At 38.2% G+C, this 19,484-nt stretch carries 17 protein-coding genes; 8 read left to right on the forward strand and 9 right to left on the reverse strand.

What is annotated here, in order from left to right:
* Positions 1-40 precede the first annotated feature (40 nt).
* The 5 genes from ACLCEG_RS06890 (at position 41) to rtcA (ending at position 4,717) form a co-directional block, all read left to right on the forward strand.
* On the forward strand, positions 41-1,015 hold the full coding sequence (locus ACLCEG_RS06890) for a ribonuclease Z (protein ID WP_410566792.1): 975 nt from the start codon (positions 41-43) through the stop codon (positions 1,013-1,015).
* 255 nt (positions 1,016-1,270) lie between these two features.
* The gene (locus ACLCEG_RS06895) at positions 1,271-2,539 is read left to right on the forward strand and encodes an RtcB family protein (protein WP_284118173.1); all 1,269 of its coding nucleotides are present in this window, start codon (positions 1,271-1,273) and stop codon (positions 2,537-2,539) included.
* A gap of 2 nt (positions 2,540-2,541) precedes the next feature.
* Positions 2,542-2,925, forward strand: a complete 384-nt coding sequence (locus ACLCEG_RS06900) for a hypothetical protein (protein ID WP_348884632.1) — start codon at positions 2,542-2,544, stop codon at positions 2,923-2,925.
* Between the two features lie 12 nt (positions 2,926-2,937).
* Complete coding sequence (locus ACLCEG_RS06905; protein WP_005073494.1) at positions 2,938-3,396, forward strand: DIP1984 family protein; 459 nt, start codon at positions 2,938-2,940, stop codon at positions 3,394-3,396.
* A 259-nt stretch (positions 3,397-3,655) separates the two neighbouring features.
* On the forward strand, positions 3,656-4,717 hold the full coding sequence (gene rtcA / locus ACLCEG_RS06910; RefSeq protein ID WP_410566795.1) for an RNA 3'-terminal phosphate cyclase: 1,062 nt from the start codon (positions 3,656-3,658) through the stop codon (positions 4,715-4,717).
* 20 nt (positions 4,718-4,737) lie between these two features.
* Here the strand turns inward: rtcA and ACLCEG_RS06915 are convergent, their stop codons facing one another.
* The 5 genes from ACLCEG_RS06915 to pheA all read right to left on the reverse strand — a co-directional run bounded on the left by ACLCEG_RS06915 (position 4,738) and on the right by pheA (position 11,989).
* The gene (locus tag ACLCEG_RS06915; protein WP_410566797.1) at positions 4,738-6,198 is read right to left on the reverse strand and encodes an aminoacyl-histidine dipeptidase; all 1,461 of its coding nucleotides are present in this window, start codon (positions 6,196-6,198) and stop codon (positions 4,738-4,740) included.
* A 151-nt stretch (positions 6,199-6,349) separates the two neighbouring features.
* Positions 6,350-7,780, reverse strand: coding sequence for a formylglycine-generating enzyme family protein (locus ACLCEG_RS06920; protein ID WP_410566799.1), 1,431 nt, complete (start codon positions 7,778-7,780; stop codon positions 6,350-6,352).
* A gap of 233 nt (positions 7,781-8,013) precedes the next feature.
* A complete protein-coding gene (locus ACLCEG_RS06925; RefSeq protein WP_004700537.1) occupies positions 8,014-8,397 on the reverse strand; it encodes a hypothetical protein in 384 nt (127 codons plus the stop codon).
* A 127-nt stretch (positions 8,398-8,524) separates the two neighbouring features.
* Complete coding sequence (locus tag ACLCEG_RS06930; protein ID WP_191104793.1) at positions 8,525-10,771, reverse strand: bifunctional prephenate dehydrogenase/3-phosphoshikimate 1-carboxyvinyltransferase; 2,247 nt, start codon at positions 10,769-10,771, stop codon at positions 8,525-8,527.
* A gap of 108 nt (positions 10,772-10,879) precedes the next feature.
* On the reverse strand, positions 10,880-11,989 hold the full coding sequence (gene pheA, locus ACLCEG_RS06935; RefSeq protein ID WP_002049199.1) for a prephenate dehydratase: 1,110 nt from the start codon (positions 11,987-11,989) through the stop codon (positions 10,880-10,882).
* Between the two features lie 184 nt (positions 11,990-12,173).
* Here pheA and ACLCEG_RS06940 point away from each other — a divergent pair, with 184 nt between their 5' ends.
* On the forward strand, positions 12,174-13,118 hold the full coding sequence (locus ACLCEG_RS06940; protein WP_410566801.1) for an alpha/beta hydrolase: 945 nt from the start codon (positions 12,174-12,176) through the stop codon (positions 13,116-13,118).
* An 89-nt stretch (positions 13,119-13,207) separates the two neighbouring features.
* A complete protein-coding gene (locus ACLCEG_RS06945) occupies positions 13,208-13,831 on the forward strand; it encodes a hypothetical protein (protein ID WP_410566803.1) in 624 nt (207 codons plus the stop codon).
* A 50-nt stretch (positions 13,832-13,881) separates the two neighbouring features.
* Here the strand turns inward: ACLCEG_RS06945 and ACLCEG_RS06950 are convergent, their stop codons facing one another.
* Complete coding sequence (locus ACLCEG_RS06950; protein ID WP_004700529.1) at positions 13,882-15,027, reverse strand: acyl-CoA dehydrogenase family protein; 1,146 nt, start codon at positions 15,025-15,027, stop codon at positions 13,882-13,884.
* A 159-nt stretch (positions 15,028-15,186) separates the two neighbouring features.
* Positions 15,187-16,542: a dicarboxylate/amino acid:cation symporter gene (locus tag ACLCEG_RS06955; RefSeq protein WP_049064365.1), complete on the reverse strand. Its 1,356-nt coding sequence runs from the start codon at positions 16,540-16,542 to the stop codon at positions 15,187-15,189.
* A 499-nt stretch (positions 16,543-17,041) separates the two neighbouring features.
* Here ACLCEG_RS06955 and ACLCEG_RS06960 point away from each other — a divergent pair, with 499 nt between their 5' ends.
* Complete coding sequence (locus ACLCEG_RS06960; protein ID WP_410566805.1) at positions 17,042-18,055, forward strand: glycosyl transferase family protein; 1,014 nt, start codon at positions 17,042-17,044, stop codon at positions 18,053-18,055.
* Positions 18,056-18,256: 201 nt separating this feature from the next.
* Here ACLCEG_RS06960 and ACLCEG_RS06965 read toward each other — a convergent pair whose 3' ends face one another.
* The gene (locus ACLCEG_RS06965) at positions 18,257-18,529 is read right to left on the reverse strand and encodes a YeaC family protein (RefSeq protein ID WP_002118245.1); all 273 of its coding nucleotides are present in this window, start codon (positions 18,527-18,529) and stop codon (positions 18,257-18,259) included.
* The gene (locus ACLCEG_RS06970) at positions 18,526-19,434 is read right to left on the reverse strand and encodes an NAD(+) kinase (protein ID WP_002049094.1); all 909 of its coding nucleotides are present in this window, start codon (positions 19,432-19,434) and stop codon (positions 18,526-18,528) included. The genes ACLCEG_RS06965 and ACLCEG_RS06970 overlap by 4 nt, the downstream gene beginning before the upstream one ends.
* Positions 19,435-19,484: the final 50 nt, after the last annotated feature.

A 19,484-nucleotide genomic window follows, 5' to 3' on the forward strand; every position in this document is an offset into this window, starting at 1 on the left:
ATAATATACAATACGCATTTGACCAAAAAATTCCAAGAATATGCTTCATTTTACTTTTTTAGGCACATCTTCAGGTGTACCGACCCTGACGCGTAATGTTTCAGGATTAGCAGTTCGTAACAGCAAAAATAAGGACTGGATTTTAATTGATGCTGGCGAAGGGACACAGCACCGTATTCAACAAGCTAAACTTTCACTACAAAACCTAGTTGCCATTTGTATTACACATGTTCACGGCGACCATTGTTATGGTCTAGTTGGTTTATTAGCAAGTGCAGGCATGAATGCCCGTAGCAAACCCTTAATCGTGATTGCACCGAAAGAAATTCAGCAATGGTTTGAAATCACTGCCCAACTTACAGATTTACATTTGCCCTATTCCCTTCAATTTATTGATGTGAATGAAGCAACACAACCACAACAAATCACTGACGAATTCATTGTTCAAGCACATCCACTAAGCCATCGTGTTCCAAGTTTTGCTTTTAGCATTTATATCAAATCTATTCAGAAGAAGTTAGATACCCAAGCTCTAACTCAGCTTGGCGTACCTCAAGGCGATATGTGGGGCCATTTGAAACGAGGCTACAATATTGAATTTGAAGGACAAACATTAAAAGCTCAAGACTTTATCAAAATTCAAAATCAACAAGTTCATGCAATTATAGGTGGTGATAATGACCAACCAGAACTATTAGCTGACGCTTGCAAAGATGCTCAACTCCTTATTCATGAGTCCACATACGTACAAACGGTTTTAGATAAAGTCGGCAAAGGTCCAATGCATAGCTCAGCAAAAATGGTGGCTGAATTTGCAGAAGAGCAATCTTTAAGCAATTTAATTCTAACGCATTTTAGCCCCCGACATCAGGATAAAGCTGGGCAACAAGCTATTACTGAAGAAGTTCGCCAGTTTTATAAAGGTCATTTTTATTTAGCCAATGATTTTGATGAATTTACTTTAAATGAAGCTGGACAGCTTTTAAAAGTCGATAAAAACGGGAAGACCCATTAAATACATATATCCAAAAATATATTTAAATATATTTTTGGATATATTTTTAACATCAAAAACTATCAATAAAATTTACTAGATATAGATTAAAATTATTTTTATTTATTATTTTCAATATCTTGTATTTTAATTAACTAGTTTTAAAAAAAGTTGGCACACTCAGTGCAATAGTACAAAGCACACAACATCATTCGGATATTGTGAATAACACCTGCCTGCAAACGCTTGGCAGGCAGGCTTTGAAAGGAAAAGAAAATGTCTGTCATTGAAGAAATTAAACAACAAGCTCAGTTTGAACAAAAGCAGCAACAACGTTCTTATGAAGTTCTGCAAAATGGAAAAAGTATGCCAGTCAAAATGTGGACTAAAGGCGTGCTTGTTGATGACAACTCAAAACAACAATTATTACAAACAGCTCAAATGCCTTTTATTTATAAATGGATGGCTGTAATGCCAGATGTACACTTCGGTTTAGGAGCAACTATTGGTAGCGTAATTCCAACTAAAGGGGCAATTATTCCTGCTGCTGTGGGTGTAGATATTGGTTGTGGAATGATGGCAACTCGTACAAGCTTAACTGCTTCAGATTTACCAGATAACTTACATGCTCTACGTACTGAACTTGAACGATTAATTCCCCATGGAATGACTAAGCGCGGACGTGATCGTGGTTCATGGGAAACTCCACCAGAAATGGTAGATCAAGCTTGGACTGAGCTGGTTGCAGATTTTGAATACATTTGTGCAAAACATCCACGTTTAAAAAACACCAATAATCGCAAGCACTTGGGAACTTTAGGTACTGGAAACCACTTTGTCGAAATCTGTTTAGATGAGCATGATCATGTTTGGATTATGTTGCACTCAGGTTCTCGTGGTGTAGGAAATGCTATCGGTAATCATTTTATCGAACTTGCCCGTAAAGACATGCAGAAGCATTTCATTAATTTGCCAAATAAAGATTTAGCATACCTAGTAGAAGGAACTGAACACTTTGATGATTACTGGTTTGCGGTAGGTTGGGCTCAACGCTTTGCGATGAAGAACCGAGAAATCATGATGCAATCTGCGATTAAAGCCTTGGCTACGATTGTACCAAAGCCTTTTCAGGCACGTTTGGAAGCAGTGAATTGTCACCATAACTATGTGGAAAAGGAAGAACACTACGGTGAAGAAGTAATGGTCACTCGTAAGGGTGCAGTCCGTGCGCGTCTAGGTGAATATGGAATTATTCCTGGTTCAATGGGAGCGAAGTCGTTTATTGTCCGTGGGCTTGGAAATCAGGAATCTTTCTGTTCATGTTCGCATGGTGCAGGCCGTGTTATGAGCCGTACTGAAGCAAAACGACGTTTTACTGTTGAAGATCAGATTGCACAAACTGAAGGTGTGGAATGCCGTAAAGATGCTGCTGTAATTGATGAAATTCCTTCGGCATATAAACCGATTGAAGATGTAATGAAAGCACAAAGCGATTTGGTTGAAGTGGTTTATACATTAAGACAAGTGGTGTGTGTTAAGGGTTAATCATGGAAAAAGATTGTTTAGATATTCGAAGTTATAGAATCAAAGCAAATGAAGAAAAGCATCTGATTCTACCTGAGCAACCCTATTACATAATTTTGGTGGTGAAAACCGATCAAATTCTACCTGAATGGCGTAATTGGATTTGTAAGCAGATTGTCTATTCCAAACATTGTATTCAAGCGATGGTTACAGGATATGAGTGTTCTATTTGGGATGATGTCCTAGATGAAACATATCTAGTTTTTTATAACTATCAACCACCAGCCGATCATTGTTTTATGACAACTTGGCATGAAGATGAAACGTTAGAAGACATTACTGAATGTGCAAAAATTACTATGCAATTAGAAGATATTTCGAACTTAGTGATTGTACATATTGAATAAAAGGTAAATAAAATGAAACTCGCAGAAGCACTTTTACTTCGAAGCGATCAACAAAAAAAGCTTGCTTCGTTAAAACAACGAATTAATGCCAATGTATTGGTACAAGAAGGCGATGAACCTAGTGAAGATCCAAATGAACTCATCAAACAAGTATTTGCTTTAACTCAGGAAAGCAATCAATTGATTTGTCGTATTCATTTGACCAATGCACAAGCAAAACTGGAAGATGGCAAAGTATTATTGTCTCTATTAAGCTTGCGCGATAGTTATGCTGAACAGCATAAGATTTTAATCGATGCGATTGCCAATACGCATCGAGAACCTGATCGTTATAGCTCACGTGAAATTAAGTGGAAGAAAGTCATTCCTGTTTCTAGCTTACAAAAGCAGGCGGATGACATCAGTGCGAAACTCCGTGATTTAAACGTTAAAATTCAGGCTGCTAATTGGCAAATTGATCTAATCGATTAAACAATAGATTTTGTGAAATCATTTTCACAATCAAAGTTTGGACATACTGGGCGAGTACAAGATCCTACATTACTCCGATCTGAGGGATTGAAAATAATTCAGGCGGCTATGGCAGCATGTGAGCCGTGCATCGATATTCACTTATCAGGCTCAGCACTATGCACCTAGCAAACCTTTGTCAAAAGCAAAGTCACGCGTTACTTCGCATTACCATGTACTGACAGTATGTTCATTAAATTAGAAAATAAGGAAAATAGAAGTGAATACAGTTTTGGCAAATATGCCAAAAGCCATTCAAATTGATGGTTCACAAGGTGAAGGTGGTGGCCAGATTTTAAGAACTGCCCTTGCACTTTCAATGATTACAGGTCAGCCCTTTGAATTAATTAATATACGTGCAGGACGTAAAAAACCAGGGCTAATGCGTCAACATTTAGTTTGTGTACAGGCATCTCAACAAATTAGCCAAGCTTATGTGGAAGGCGCTGAATTACATAGCCAGCGTTTATATTTCGCACCTCAACATGTTCAAAGTGGTAAATATCAATTTCAAATCGGTTCTGCGGGTAGTACAACACTGGTTTTACAAACGCTTCTACCTGTTTTGTTATTACAAAATGAAGCTAGCGAACTCACCATTTCAGGGGGTACACATAATCCACTTGCACCAACAGCAGATTTTATTGAGCACTGCTTTTTACCTGCTCTAGCGAAGATTGGAATTAACGTAAATTTTAAATTAAATAAAGCTGGCTTCTTTCCAATTGGTGCGGGTGAAATTCAAGTTACCATTCAGCCATGGCAAAATCGAAACAAGCTAAATTTATTAGATCGTGGTGTTTTACAAAGTAATGAGGCTTTTGCAGCAGTATTAAATCTTTCAGAAGAAGCACAAATTGCACAACGTGAATTAACCACATTAAGTAAAAAGCTAAACTTAAGCTCTCAGCAGCAATTTCATTTAAATGGAATTAGCCAAGGCAATACAGTGTATGTGAAAGTTACTCATGAATATCACACTCAACTGTTTACAGCTTTAGGTGAGAAGAGCAAAAGTGCAGAGCAAATAGCTGATCATTTAGCAAAAGATGTAAAGCTATATTTATCTTCGCAGGCTGTTGTAGACGAATATTTGGCAGACCAGTTACTGCTACCTTTGACATTAGGTCAAGGGGGTGAATTCACCGCACAATGTATTAGCGAACACACTCGTACTCAAGCGGCCATGATTGAAAAATTTATTGATTGTGAAATCGAGTTTGTCGAGTTAAATCCAGATCAATTTCATGTAAAGGTTAAAGTTCAAGAAGCTCATAACTGAGCTTCTTATTTCTTAAAAAATTACTCTACAGATGCCAAAGCGGTTACCAGTAGCTTCCAGCATTTCTCTACAGTATCTACTTTTACTCGTTCACCCGGCGCATGCGCCCCTTGAATATCTGGCCCAAAAGAAACCATCTGTAAATGTGGATAATGTTCAGCAATAATCCCACATTCTAAACCCGCATGAATTACTTTTAGATTTGGTTCAATATTAAACGCATTTTGATAGGCTTGTTGTAAGCACTTTAGAGCAGCCGAGTCAGGGTTTGGTGTCCAACCAGAAACTAACGGAGTGAGTGCAGAAGCGATATTAAATTGACGAAAATGCGCCTGAATTTTTTCTGCAAAATCTTGAGCTTCTTGGTTCACCATTGAGCGAACCATTAAAACAGCTTTTCCGCCTTCTCTATTTAGTCTCACCACTCCAATATTATTTGAAGTTTCAACTACGTCTGGTAAAGCTTGACTCATACTTGCAACGCCATAAGGACTTGTTGCTAAAGCTTGTAACCACTCGTTTTGCTGTTGTTGAGCAATCACTTCGGTCACTTCAACGCTAGTAGGCTGAATAATTAATTGCAGATTGTCATCAATACCTTGTAGCTGTTTTTTCCATGCTGTTTGATATTCATCGAGTAATTTTTCTAATTTAGGCAATTGGTTAGATGAAATTGCAATAGTCGCTACAGCTTCTCTCGGTAAAGCATTACGGGCCGTACCACCTGTAAGCTCAACAAGATGCCCACCAAGTGAGCCTAAATATTGATTTAAAAAGCGGGCCAGAATAACGTTGGCATTGCCACGTCCTAAATGAATATCTACGCCAGAGTGACCACCTTTAAGGCCAGCTACCTGAATATTTACAACCGTCAAATTTTCAGAAATTGGTTCATACGTGAGTGATTGTTCTACTTCAACATCAATACTGCCAGCACATCCGAGATATAACTCGCCCCATTCTTCCGTATCAATATTAAATAACCATTTTCCTTTTAGTACACCTGCCTGTAAAAGCCGTGCACCACTCATGCCTGCTTCTTCATCGACTGTTAAGAGAACTTCAATTGGCCCATGAGCAATATCATTTGAATCTAATACAGCTAAAGCTAAGGCTACACCAATGCCATTATCGGCACCTAAAGTAGTATCTTTAGCAATTAACCAGCCATCTTCAAAGACTGGACAAATCGGGTCTTTAAAGAAATCATGTACTGTGCCAGTGTTAGCTTGTGTGACCATATCTAAGTGGCCTTGAAGAATAACGCCAGACACATGTTCTTTACCCGTGGTCGCATTCTTACGGATAATTAAATTACCAACCTCATCTACATAAGTTTCTAAATTTCGACTTTCAGCCCAGTTTTTTAAAAACTCACGAAGCTGCTGTTCATGCTTAGAAGGACGCGGAATAGTGCAAAGTGTTTGAAAATGCTGCCAAACCACTTGAGGAGATAAGTTCGAAAAATCAAATGGCACCATATATTTATACTCTCACAAATATTCTTAATAAACGTAGGTTTATTGAAAGATAAGAATTTATCAGCGCAGTTTTAGCTTTTTATTAAAATCGACGCTGATAAATTAAAAAAATGACTTTAAATGTAGAATATATTAGGTATAAAAATCAAAGCTAAATTTCGCGAACCAAACGGAATCCCCACATAATTGAACGAGCTTGTGAAGTTACATACGCATTACGATAAGCAGTTCGCACGTTATAAGTGTTATATATCCATGCCCCTCCACGTAAAACAGGGAAATTACACTGTCCATTATTTTCTTCACCCCAGCGACGATTCACACTAGGAGCATTTTCATAATTTGAATGCCAGCAGTCATCCACCCATTCTCGTGCGTTGGCACTCATATCATATAAACCAAAATTGTTTGGTAAAAACTTCCCGACTGGTGACGTAAATGCATAACCATCCGTACAATTAAATAGACTCCAACCACTGGTTTGGGGTATTGCCGCGGCTGTAGTTGGATCTAACACATTTGCATATTTACAAGCTTGATCAAGATTAAGATCATCTCCCCAATAATACGCTGTTGTCGTTCCAGCACGCGCTGCATATTCCCACTCAACTTCTGTTGGTAAACGGTAGGTCTGACCTGTTTTTTTAGATAACCATTTCGCAAATTCTCTTCCATCTTCACGGCGTACACATACAACAGGATCCTGAGGTGTTTGATTCATACCCGAATTATTCGGATTTAAATCATCTCGATACCACATATTGAAGACACCATTGCGTGTTTCCCAATTACGACATCCCTCGACTTCCCATCCAGTTTCCTTTTGGAAAGCCTGAAACTCAGCAATTGTTGTTTCATAAGTTGACATTGCAAATGGTTTTTCGACTTGTACTAAATGTTGAGGTAATTCATATGGTCGAGATTGAGCCGGTACATTTTGTTGCTCTTGCTCATTTATATTTCCACCCATTAAAAAGCTGCCAGCTGGAATAACCGTCATTTCCGGACAAAAACTATCTGAACAATCTTTGAATTTAGACTTTGCTAGAGTTGATTGATTAATATTGGTATTGGTTAATGAGGCTAATTTAATTTCAGGATTCATATTTGGCGGGTTATTGATTTGACGAATTAATAAATTAATTGTTCCCTGCCATTCACTTAACATTTCCCTTAGCATGGCAGGTCGTTCAATACTTACGCCTGTTCCATCATAGTCTGGAGCATTACACCTTGCTCTTAATACAGTTGACTCATCAGTAAGCTGAGCTAGTTTCGGAATAATTTGATTATCAAGAAAAACTCCTAAATTATTTGAACTAGCGATATTGGCTCTTAGTTCTGCCGCTGATTTTTGAGCAATTGCTGCCTCACTGATAACTTTAGAATAGACACTATCACACTGATTTTCTTGCCATACTAGATTTTGCTTAAGATTCTCTAAAGAACTAATTGTTCCTTCTAGCAACTTCTGGTTTGTTGAGTTTATGGTCGTATCTTTATCATCACTATTACACGCTGATAATAAGGAGATAATCAATATACCAAAGCCTTTTGAATAATTACTGGAAATTATGTTCATGTTAATTCTCTGTAAAATAATATAAATAAGAAGAGGAAATTGAGTTGTTCTTTGTTAAAAAGCATTTTTAAATTAATAGAAAATTAGTTCAAAATTCAAACAATATTATTTTTTCGTTTGTTAATTTTTATTAAATAATGTCACTACAAAAATAAATAATTCTTATCAATATTAATAAATAAAAAGGGTGAACAAATATGTTCACCCTCACTTTATAAAATATATTTAAGTGATCAAGACTTCCAAACAAATTGGGAAAAACTCTGATCGGCTTTCAAACTATTTTCAACGGCCTGTGCAAGCTGGCGAATAATGCTTTGTGTTTCAATTTTCTCAAACCAGTCTTGTTCTTCATCTGGATTGGCAGAAATTTCACACATCAGGTGTCCATCATGGTCTGTTTTTTGACACGTAATAGACAAAGGTAAAAGATGATTATCAATACTCACTTCTACCTTTTCATGTTCATGCACAATATGCTGTGCATCGAAACCATAATGCCCCAATTGTTTAAATAATAAAGCCGCTACATATTCTTGAGTGATATGGCATTCATTTGGTGGATGATCAAGCACCCCATGTTGTGGGCAACTGGCAATAAATTGTAATTTTTTCATCCTTTGTCCTAACACTATTATCATTATCTGCACTTAGCATAATCAATAAACAAACAGCAGCCAAGCTTTTAGCTCGCTGCTGCCGTTGCTATTGTGTTAGCAATTATAAAATGTGTTAGGTAAAAAGTTATTGGCTAACTTCTATTGTTAAACCTGCACGATTCGCCAACTCAGTGAAAGTTGGGAAACTTGTAGCAACGGTTTCAGTACCATGAATTGTAATCGGACCAGAATTACGAAGACCTGCCATACTAAAACTCATAGCAATACGGTGGTCGTGGTGTGATTCAATTTCACCGCCAGCGAAGATTGGTGACCAATCGCCAGATTTGCCTTTACCTTCGATAATGATGCCATCTTCAGTTGGCGTACAGTCAATACCCATGATTTTTAAGCCATCAGCCATCACCTGAATACGATCAGATTCTTTCACGCGAAGTTCTGCCGCACCAGTTAATACTGTTTGGCCTTCGGCACAAGCCGCTGCAATAAATAAAGCTGGGAATTCATCGATTGCTAAAGGTACTTGGTCTTCAGGCATATGAATGCCTTTAAGCGTGCGTGAACCTTTAATATGAATATCAGCAATAGGTTCGCCACCAGCAATACGTTCATTTTCAACAGTCAGATCTGCACCCATCTGTTTTAAAATTTCAATTACACCAGTGCGTGTAGGGTTAATACCTACTGCCTCAAGCACAACGTCTGAACCTTCAGTAATTGCAGCCCCCACCATAAAGAAAGCAGCAGATGAAATATCAGATGGAACTTGAATATCAGTACCCACTAATTTTCCGCCACCAACGAGTGAAATCTTGTTGCCTTCAGTTTTAACTTCATAACCAAATGCACGAAGCATGCGCTCTGTGTGGTCACGAGTTGGTTCTGGTTCAGTTACTGAAGTTTCGCCTTCAGCCCACAAACCAGCAAGTAAAATACCTGATTTCACCTGAGCAGATGCCATAGGTAAATCGTATTGAATACCTTTTAATTGCTGGCTACCCGTAATGCTGACAGGTGGAGTACCTTTCTCACCTGTAGTCTGAATTTGCGCACCCATTAAACGTAATGGCTTAGCAATACGCTCCATTGGACGCTTAGAAAGTGATGCATCACCTGTCATCACTGAATCAAACTGTTGCGCTGATAACATGCCTGAAAGCAAACGCATACTTGTACCAGAGTTACCCATATACAATGCACTTGCTGGCGCTTTTAAACCATGCATGCCTACGCCATGAATGGTCACTTCACCATTTTTAGGGCCTTCAATGCTTACCCCCATATCACGGAAAGCTTGCAAAGTTGCCAAAGCATCTTCGCCCTCAAGGAAGCCAGTTACATGGGTAGTGCCTTCGGCAATAGCACCAAACATAATGGAGCGATGTGACACAGATTTGTCACCCGGTACGGTAAATTTACCTTTAAAGGCCTTATTTCCCGGTAAGATACTGAATTGCTGTGTCACCTTATTTTTCTCCATTAAAGGTTTTTTGGCTAACATATGATTGAAATGCTGACGTGCTGCCTGAGCATGGCCGAGTAACCCCATTAATGCATGAGAGTCTTCGTTTTCAATCAATTTTCTAAGTACTGTAAGTTGCTTTTCGAAGCCATCGACAGCATTTAAGATCGCTGTTTTATTGGCAAAGAAAATGTCATGCCACATTTGAGGATCACTGGCTGCAATCCGTGAGAAATCACGAAAGCCACCAGCTGCATAACGGAAAATATCAAGATTATCTTCACGGTTTGCAAGTTGCTCAACCAAATTAAATGCCATTAAGTGCGGTAAATGACTCGTATGTGCCAAAACCTCATCGTGCTTGGCAACATCCATACAAATCACTTCAGCTTTAGCAGCCGACCATAGTTGAATCAGTTTATCAACAGCCCATTCTGCACTTGTTGGCAACGGCGTTAAAATCACTTTATGATTTGCAAATAGATCAACCTTACCTGCATGAACACCTGTGTGCTCACTACCAGCAATAGGATGTCCCGGCACAAAACCTACAGGTAAGTCTTCACCAAATACAGCTTTTGCTGCATCAACGACATTACCTTTTGTACTACCCACGTCAGTTACAATCGTAGTTTCTGACAAATACGGTTTAATTTGCTCAAGCACTTTTTGTGTAGCACGCACTGGCAAGGCTAAAACAACTAAATCGGCCCCTTTCACAGCTTCTACAGGATCGGAAAAACCTTCTTGTATTAAGCCAAGTGATTTTGCATCTTCTAAAGTTTTCTGTGAGCGTGTGGATGCAACAACTGTTGTCGCCAATTTTTCTGCAAAAATAACACGCGCCAAACTCGACCCGATGAGTCCTAAACCAATAAATGCAACTTTTTTAAATAGGGGTTGTGACATAACTTCAACTTTGTTTTTGCTCAAAGTGATTTAAACCTCTGAGCAATTTATTTTTAAGCATAATGACATGCTCTATTTGGATACATGCCATTATTCCAACATGAGTGATTAGAGAACAGCAGCAGGATAAGAACCTAGAATACGAAGCTCTTTTACCATTGGACGAATATCATTGATTGCCGCAGCAACGTTCTCTTGATCAATATGACCTTCTAAATCGATAAAGAATACATAGGCCCATTTTTCAGGTAGCGCTGGGCGAGTCTCAATACTCGTTAAGCTGATATTATGTTTTGCAAACGGTGCTAAAATTTCTAATAAAGCACCTGCACGGTCATGTGCTGAGATCAATAACGATGTTTTATCATTACCGCTTTGTGGAATTTTTTCACGACCAATGACTAAGAAACGAGTGGTATTTTCCGGGTTATCTTCAATATTGCTATGTAAGATTTCAAGGTTATACATACCTGCTGCAATATCAGATGCAATTGCTGCTGAATGCCATTCGTTGCGAATACGGCGTGCAGCTTCTGCATTTGAGTTTAAGGCAACACGTTCAACACCTGGATAATGCGCGTCTAACCACTGACGACATTGGGCCAAAGTTTGCTGGTGAGCATAAATCTGTTTAATGCTGTCTTTACGTGTATTTTCAGAGACTAAGAATTGATGATGAATACGCAATTCAACTTCACCAATCACATTTAAGTTAGATGTTTTAAAACAATCTAAAGTATGGTTCACAATACCTTCAGATGAGTTTTCAACTGGAACTACACCGTAATGTGCACTACCCGCTTCCACTTCACGGAACACTTCATCAATAGTTGGTAGTGGACGAACAACTGCATCCTTACCAAAATGTTTAAGCACAGCAGATTGAGTAAAAGTACCTTCTGGCCCTAAAAATGCAATGCTTTGCGGCGCCTCTAAAGCAAGGCAAGCCGACATAATTTCACGGAACAAACGCGCCATGGTAACGTCAGACAAAGGACCTTGGTTACGCTCCATCACTTTACGTAAGACTTGTGCTTCACGTTCAGGACGATAAAACAAAGGATTCTCTTCGGAAGCAAATTTAGCTTTAGCAACAGCTTCAGCAAGGCTTGCGCGGCGATTTAATAATTCTTGAATCTGTTGATCAACACTATCAATATCTTCGCGAATTTGTTCTAAACTAAGAGAAGTCGTTTTGTTTTGATCATCGTTGATCATTGGAATGCAGCCTCAGTAAAATCATCTTTTAAACGAGAGTATAACAATAGTCTGCTTTGATTTGTTAGGCAATATGGCTGTAAGAGCTTTTTTCATTAACCTTTTTGCGGACATTCTTTTGATAGCTTTATTTGATAATGATTTTCATTTATGATTTGAGTAATAAATTTTATTTTCATCTGTTATGCATAAATCATTTTTCTTTTTTTCTTCTAGTTTTATCTTGAGTACTTTAATAAGCAGTAATGTTCTAGCTGAAATGCCTATACAAAATCAATCAAAAATCGTTTTTCAAAATAATCAGGCACAATTCCAAATCAAATCTAAAAATACAGGCCATGATTATCTTATTCAAATTTATAAACCACCTGTTGCCCCACCACAACATGGGTATCCCGTACTATATATACTAGACGGAAATGCAACTTTCCCAAGTGCTGTCAATATTGCTCAGTCGATTGGCGCTGGCTCTACAAAATTAGGACTTGATCCACTTATGATTGTAGCGGTTGGTTATCCTCAGCAAAAAACTTTTGATGTGCAAAAGCGTGCTTACGATTACACACCAAAACGTTCTTCTGAATTTCAGGCTCAAGGTAAATATAAATATGGTGGTGCTGATCAATTTATTGCATTTTTAAATAACGAACTCAAACCTGAAATTGCACAACAGTTTCCAATTAATAGCCAACAACAAAGTATCTATGGGCACTCTTTTGGAGGCTTGTTTGTGCTTTATCATTTTTTTCAAAAGCCAGATGCATTTCAACGTTACTTCGCTGCAAGCCCTTCTCTGTGGTTTGACCAAGGTATGTTATTTCAACAGTTAAAGCATTGGCAAAGTCAAAAATCAAATCATTCTCCTTTACTTATGACCACAGTCGGTACACATGAGCAAGGTGGGCCTCGTACTCAATCTAATAATAAGTTTAATGAAACAGATTTCTTTAAAGCTTTAGAAAACAAACGTTCAAACCAATTTAATTATTGGCATTTTTATAATCCTGCTGAGCAACACATTACAAATTTATATGCAAGTCTACCTAAAGCCCTTATGTTTGCTTCGTGCAAAGATCTAGAAAACTGCAAATCTTTATTTCATGAACAGAGTGAGAAGGCAGCGGAATAAGAAATTACTCAAATTTCAAAATGCTGAACTCATCTTAAAACCTAGATTAGCTATACTGCTTAAAGATGTTAAAAGAACAGTAAAATAGAATGAATAAAATTATTGTCTTAAGTCTACTGAGTCTTGCAAGTTATAGTTTAACGGCTTGTAGCGGTTGTCCGATAATAGCAGGATGTAATGGTACTGATAATTCTCCGTACTATATGACAACTACCAGCAATCAAGTTCGTGGTATTCCAATCCCAGCCCAAACAAAACTGACCTATCGGTCGCAACACTTCCGGCAGAAATTTGAGCAAAAACATGCTTTAAATGAGAAAAATCTATCAGGTATATACTTGCCAGCAGATACAGCAATTATTTGGGGTGGTATGCCAGTAGACATGTTTATACAGTTTTCTAATCCCGAAATGAAAGGCTTCTCGGTCTATCCAGCACGAGGATTTAAAACAGAATTATCAAATGAGTTTTTACGTTTATGGAAAAGCTGTGAAAGTGATTTAAACATTAACTTAAAGGACCCAAATGACTGGTCATTTAATCCTGAAAATATGGAAATAACGGGTTGTGGCATCAATCAAAAACGTAGCAAATATACCGAAGACTCTTTTCGTCAAGATGAAGCCGATGCATTTTTAAGAAAGATCAATCAAGCCTTACACAAGTTACCCAAACAACAAGTCTATCCTGTCATTTATCGAACTAACAAATAGGTAATATAAAGAAGCCTACTCAAAGGTAGGCTTCTTTTAAAACTATTTAATTAGGCTTTACCAATTAAACCACGCGCTACGATTTCTTTCATAATTTCATTTGTACCACCGTAAATACGCTGAATACGAGCATCTACAAAGAAACGTGAAATTGGATATTCAGTCATATAACCATAGCCACCAAAAAGTTGCAGCAAGTTGTCTGCGACTTTCATTTGCATATCCGTACTAAAACTTTTGAGTGCGGCTGCTGTTTCCACATCTAGCTTACCTTCTTGATATAGAGCAACGTTTCTCTCGTAAAAAGCAGCCGTAGCAAGCTCATCAATTTTTGCTTGTGCTAAAACAAAACGAGTATTTTGGAACTGAGAAATAGGTTGACCAAATGCATGACGCTCTTTGACATAAGCCGTTGCCAAATCAATTGCACCACGAATAGCGCCAATGGCGGTAGATGCAATGGCTGTACGTTCACGTGGTAACTCTTGCATTAAGTAAGCAAACCCCTGCCCAGCTTGACCGAGTAACTGGTTTTTAGGAACCTTAACATTGTCAAAAAATAGCTCAGATGTGTCTTGAGAATGCAGACCGATTTTGTCGAGGTTGGTACCTTTTTTAAAACCTTCTAGATGAGTATCTGCCAATAATAATGACACGCCTTTTGCACGCGCTTGAGGATCAGTTTTTACTGCAAGCACCACAAGGTCAGCATGTTGACCATTTGAAATAAAGGTTTTTGAACCATTTAACAAATAATGGTCATCTTGCAAAATGGCGCTCGTACGCATTGATTGTAAGTCTGAACCAGCACCCGGTTCAGTCATACCAATTGCACCAACCACTTCACCAGTAACCATTTTTGGTAACCAGTATTGTTTTTGCTCTTCTGTCCCGATGTGTAAAATATAAGGTGCAGCAATTTCAGAGTGACAAGAAATAGCAGTTGATAATGCGCAAAAACCAGCTCGAGCAGATTCTTCAACCAACATTAATGAATAGTAAGTTGGAACGCCATAACCACCGTATTCTTCTGGAACATCTACACATAAAAAGCCATTTTCGCCCAATTGATTCCAAACTGAACGCGGCATAATTCCTTCATGTTCCCATTGGTCATAATGTGGAGCGATATGCTCATTCATAAAACGTTTAAAATTATCACGAAATAATTCTAAATCTGCATCGTATGCCAACATAATATTTTCCTTCAGCTTTATTGTTTTATCAATTCTCATTGCTGAGCATGCTAATCATTTTTTTAGTTACTGTCATGGCATAGCTGCTCATTAAAACTGTACTTTTCAGTCAGCCAATAAAAAAGGAAGCCGAAGCTCCCTTTTTATCAATCATAATTTTTAGTGAGATGCTTCAGCAACAACACTTTTTGGCTCAAGCATTTTTCTATCCACTTCCTCTGGATTATTTAATGCATCATTTAATTTATCTTTATCTAAAGCACCTACCCATTTAGCAACCACAATTGTTGCTAGAGAGTTACCAACAAGGTTGGTTAAAGCACGTGCTTCTGACATGAAACGGTCAATACCTAAAATTAATGCCAAACCTGCAACTGGAATATGACCAACAGCAGATAAAGTTGCCGCCATAACAATAAAGCCAGAACCTGTTACACCTGCTGCACCTTTAGATGAAATTAAAAGTACCAAAAGCAAAGTAATTTGATGCTGGATATCAAGCTGTGTATTTGTGGCTTGAGCAATAAAAATTGCAGCCATCGTCAAATAAATTGAAGTGCCGTCAAGGTTAAACGAGTAACCCGTCGGAATAACTAAACCGACGACAGACTTTTCACAACCTGCAATCTCAAGTTTACGCAGCATACGTGGTAAGACTGATTCTGAAGAAGAAGTACCAAGCACAATTAAGAGTTCTTCACGAATTAGACGAATCATCTTAAGGATGCTAAAACCGCTGATACGGCTGATTGTACCCAAAATCAAGAAGATAAAGAGCAGACACGTAATATAGAAGCAAATAATAAGTTGCCCTAATTGTACGAGTGACCCCACACCATATTTACCAATAGTAAATGCCATTGCTCCAAATGCACCCAATGGAGCAAGCTTCATGATCATATTTACAATGTTAAAAAATACATGTGCAATTTGATCAATTAACTTTAAAACTGGACGTCCTGCATCACCTAACTTATGCAGTGCAAAGCCAAATAGAATTGCAAAAAGAAGGACCTGTAAGATTTCACCATTTGCAAATGCACCCACTACTGTATCTGGGATGATATGCATTAAGAAATCAACGGTAGATTGTGACTCACCAGAAGTAACGTATTTTTGGATACCTGAAGTGTCTAGGGTTGTAGGATCAATATTCATTCCTACACCTGGCTTTGCAATGTTAATCACCACAAGGCCAATCAGAAGTGCGATTGTTGAAACGATCTCGAAGTATAACAATGCAACACCGCCAGTTTTACCAACTGACTTCATGCTTTCCATACCAGCGATACCACTGACCACTGTACAGAAAATAACAGGTGCGATGATCATTTTAATCAAACGAATAAATGCATCACCTAATGGCTTGAGTTGCTCACCTAAACCTGGAATATGATGTTCAACACCATTCACTATTTGCGTTGTACTTGGAGAGAAATGCCCTACCAAAACACCCGCAATAATCGCAATAATCACCTGAAAATAAAGTGATTTATAAATCGGTTTTTTAGCCATAACTTTACTTCAATCTATATTTCCAAGTCCGTTGGAAATATCAAAATGAAACGTCTATTCTTTACGAATACACAGCCCTAACCTTTCACATGGACACCGCAAAAGGGAAATGGTTTTTTAATAACAAAAAACCTTCCTACTACCTCAACGAAAACAAAAAAGCTGTTTTCTAAAACAGGAGAATACCTGAAGTTTCCAACCACTTTGAGTAGCCAGAAATAACCTCTTACTTTTTCAATAAAAAGCTGAAGATATAGGAGAATCACAGAAAATTATGATATGAGTGCTCAAAAAAGCACATGAAAGTTTACTCGAATTAAATCACGATTCGGTTAAATTTTTGGCTAATACGTATAAAAAACACCCATGCGGCCTTAAGACTTTAGTATGACAAACACTTTTGATATTTTTTCAGCAGATTTTTATGTCATATTGATAAGTACTTGCAGACATTTCATTTTGAGCTGCATACCCCTTATTTTTACTGTTTTGAACTGCCATGAATACTAAACGTAATATCTATAAAGATACTGAACATCCCTTTGCGCAATATGTCCGTATTTTAGGTAAGGGGAAAACTGGATCTCGATCACTGAGTTATGAAGAAGCCTATCAAGCTTTTACCATGATTTTAAAAGGTGAAACTCTTGATGTTCAGTTGGGTGCTTTTTTAATGCTACTACGTGTTAAAGAAGAATCTATTGATGAGCTTGCAGGCTTTGTACAAGCCACCAAAGACCAACTTAATTTTCAACCTTTAGACGTTGACCTAGACTGGTCATCTTATGCAGGCAAACGTAAACATTATCCATGGTTTTTACTGGCTGCCCTGACACTTGCGCACCACGGCTACAAAATCGTCATGCATGGCGCTTCTGGACATACGATTAACCGAGTCTATACCGAACAAGTTTTGGAATATTTAGATTATAAAATTTGCCATTCTGAACAAGAAGTCCGCGCACAATTGGCTGAACAGAATTTTGCCTACTTACCTTTAGAGGTGATTTCACCTGTTTTAAGTGATTTAATTTCTTTAAGAAATGTCATGGGTTTACGCTCTCCTATTCATACTTTGGCTCGTCTCATTAACCCATTTAATGCGAAAGCCACCTTACAAGCGATATTCCATCCCGCGTATAGAACCTCTCATCAACATAGTGCGCTTCGCTTAGGCTATCAAAATAGTGCCGTCATTAAAGGTGAAGGCGGTGAATTTGAGCGAAACCCCGATGCTAAAACTCTCATTTGCGGCATTAAAAATGGTGAACTCTATGAACATGAGTTACCAAAGCTTACGCCTGAACGTAGCCCAATTGAAGAAGAGTTAGATTTAGCAACGTTTAAAGCGGTCTGGCTTGGTCAGCAGCATCATGAATATGGTGAAATGGCAGTAACAGAAACCATGGGTATTGCGTTATATACGATGGGCGTTGTTGCTAGCTTTGAAGAAGCGATGCAAAAAGCAAAAGTGCTATGGGAAACACGAAATTTAAGCAATCTTAATTCGTAGTTAACAGATACTATCATGAAGGTCGACATGGATGTCGACCGTATCACTGCGATACAGGAAGTATCGTCAGTGATACAGAGGATTTTTGGTTACTTTTGATCCTTCAAAAGTAATAAAAGCCTATATGCTATAAGTTATGAAAAACATGCTACATAAGGCTGTATGGAATAACCAAAAATAATTTTTCTGTCTTATTAAGTTTTAAACAAAACGAATCGGTTTAAACTCAGGCTCATGCTTGTGATGATCATCATCACACTCTTCACCCTCTTCTTTCGTTCCGCGGTCAATATAACCACTACGCTGATCTTCCGGTAAGTTCTTTAACTCCCAAGCAATCACAGCTTGCATACATGTTTCGCGCTGTTCTTTTGTCAAGACAACACCATTTGGCCATTTACCGATCTCTACGGCTGTTTTTAAACGCTCGACAATTTCAGGGTTTAAAACAGATAGCATTTGTTCAATATTCATGATTCATCTCTTTGAAAAGATTCAAAATCTTGGTTCCAACCCAGTTTGGTACGACAAGCCATATAGAAATCATAACCTGGTGGGTGTAATAAACTTAATTTAAATGGATGTTTGCGGATGTGCAAACTATCACCGACATTGAGCGATACACTGTGCTGTCCGTCTGCACTCACCATCGGTAATACCCGGTTTTCGCGAATGACAATTTTAATTTCACTTTGCCCACCAACTACGATTGGGCGTGAAGATAATGTATGGGGGTGCATAGGGACTAATGCAATCGCATCCATACTTGGATGTAAAATTGGGCCACCACCTGATAATGCATAAGCAGTTGATCCTGTTGGTGTCGAAACAATTAAACCATCACTATGCTGACGGTAAACATATTGACCATCAATATTAAGTTCAAAGTCGATCATATGTACCGACTTACCTGAGTGTAGTACGACATCATTTAAAGCAATTGCGTCGTAAATGACTTCACCATTAGTACGTACTTCCATTTCAAGCAAGAAACGGCGATCAAGTTGAAAATGACCTTGTAATACCTGATCAAGTTTAAAAATAGCTTCCGCAGGCTTAATATCAGTTAAAAATCCTAAACGCCCACGGTTAATGCCAATAACAGGTGTATTGTAGCGAACTAAAGCTCTGGCTGCATGAAGCAAAGAACCATCTCCACCTACTACAATGACCAGATCAGCGACTTCACCTAATAAGTGACGACTAACAACTTGCGCATGATCATAGGGCACTAATTCGGCAGTTTCCTGATCAAAAATGGGGTTTAGGCCTAAACTTAGCAAATGGTCATGAATTAAACATAGTGTTTCTACAACTGATGATTTATCCGGTCGACCAATTAACCCGACGTTTCTGAAGGACTTATGTGAAATTTGCACGAATGAGTAAGCTCCGCTGCGATTCTACGCTATCATAACATTATCCTGAT

It is taken from the genome of Acinetobacter sp. H1(2024) (assembly GCF_046557555.1).
In the GTDB taxonomy this organism is placed as follows: Bacteria; Pseudomonadota; Gammaproteobacteria; order Pseudomonadales; family Moraxellaceae; genus Acinetobacter; species Acinetobacter seifertii.